Here is a 1,547-nt window from a genome sequence, read left to right as displayed (position 1 = left end):
GGTCACCTTCGCGGTGATGACGTTGGTGCGCTTGAGGTGGCGACGGTGGGCGACCACCGCGTGACGCGCCTCGATCGAGCCGGCTGCGACCTCGGGCAGGAAGGGCTGGTACGTCATGTACGGCAGCGGGTCGACCATGGTCACCTCCGCCTCGCCCTTGCGAAGGTGCTTCTCGAGCTTCCAAGCGGTGTAGAAACCTGCGTAGCCTCCACCGACAATCAGAATGCGGGGTGCAGTGCTGTTCTGAGGCACAGGGGGACAACTCCTCGTCGTCAGGGTGTGGGAGTGCGTCTACCGCGCTCCGATCGGATTCGCCGGGCAGCTGCGGTGACGCCAAGCGCTATCAGAGTACCAGGGACTGTGAGGGCCAGGAGCGGCAGGGTACCGTACCTCAGTGTCTCGGCGGACGGAAGCAGGGGCGAACCCGGCTCCGTCGGGGCGTCCGCGGCGGGCAGAGGCGGCACCGCGACGGGGGTCGCCGTCGCATCGGGCGTCGGGTCGGCGGGCGAGGCCGCGCGGCGGTACAGCCGGATCCACTCCTTCAGATCGCCCATCGGATTCGCCTTGACGGCGGGCACGGATGCCGTGACAGCGGCGTTCGCGTCCAGGAGGCCGTAGCCGTACTGGACGTCCGGGGTCCTGGTCATCTCCGGCACCTTGATGGCCGTCCTGATGATCCTGTTGATGACGTTGGCCGCGTCCAGCTCCGGGTGCGCGGCGCGCACAAGAGCCGCGACCCCCGCGACGATCGGCGCCGCCCCGCTGGTGCCGTCCCACGAGACCACGCCGCCGTCGGCCGTCAGTCCGAGCAGGTGCTCGCTGGGCGCCATCACGCCGATGGTGATGCCCTGGGTGGATGCCTCCACACTGGCCGTCCCCGTCTGGTCCACGCCGCCGACCGTGAGCACGCCGGGGATCGTGGCGGGTGCGCCGACGATCGATGTGCCGCTCCCCCGGTTCCCCGCGGCGACGATGACGACGACGTCGTGCTCGAAGGCGTACAGGAACGCGTCGTCCCAGCTCTTGTCCCAGTCCAGGGTGTTCGTCGTGAACGACAGGTTGATGACCTTCGCCCCGTGATCGACGGCCCACTTCATGCCGTCCGCGACCTGCTCGGTGAACGGCTTCGTCGCCGAGGAACCCGGGAAGCCGAGCGAGATCGACAGCAGCTTCGCGCGGGGCGCCACGCCGATCATCCCGGTGCCGTCCGCGTTGCCCGGCGCGGCCGCGGTCGACGCCACCAGCGTGCCGTGGTCGCTGTTGATCACGCCCACCGGAGAGCGGCCGTCCTTGCTGCCGACACCGGACTCGTCGACACCGCCCGCGACGGAGTCGCCGAAGGCCCCCGCAGCCTTGCCGATGCCGGTGTCGAGCACGGCGATCGTCACGCCCTCGCCGAGGGTCGTGTTCCACGCCTCCCGGATGCGGGCGCCGTCGAGCCAGTACTGCTGTGCGCGGACCGGGTCTGCGGGATCGTCGGGCACGGGCGGCGCTGTGGGCGCCGGCGTCTCCGCCTGCACCGGCACGGACGTGACCGGCGGCGGTGC

At 70.6% G+C, this 1,547-nt stretch carries 2 protein-coding genes; both read right to left on the bottom strand.

All coding sequences use genetic code 11. The features are described from left to right. Positions 1–252 (bottom strand): tryptophan 7-halogenase (locus tag BGN97_RS11235; protein WP_292701360.1); only part of this gene is annotated, 252 nt, incomplete at its 3' end. Between the two features lie 20 nt (positions 253–272). Continuing rightward, the gene (locus BGN97_RS11230) at positions 273–1,520 is read right to left on the bottom strand and encodes a S8 family serine peptidase (protein WP_363331431.1); all 1,248 of its coding nucleotides are present in this window, start codon (positions 1,518–1,520) and stop codon (positions 273–275) included. Between the last annotated feature and the right edge of the window lie 27 nt (positions 1,521–1,547).

Source organism: Microbacterium sp. 69-10, assembly GCF_001897945.1.
Classification (GTDB): domain Bacteria; phylum Actinomycetota; class Actinomycetes; order Actinomycetales; family Microbacteriaceae; genus Microbacterium.
This window is presented reverse-complemented; position numbering and strand designations above follow the sequence as displayed.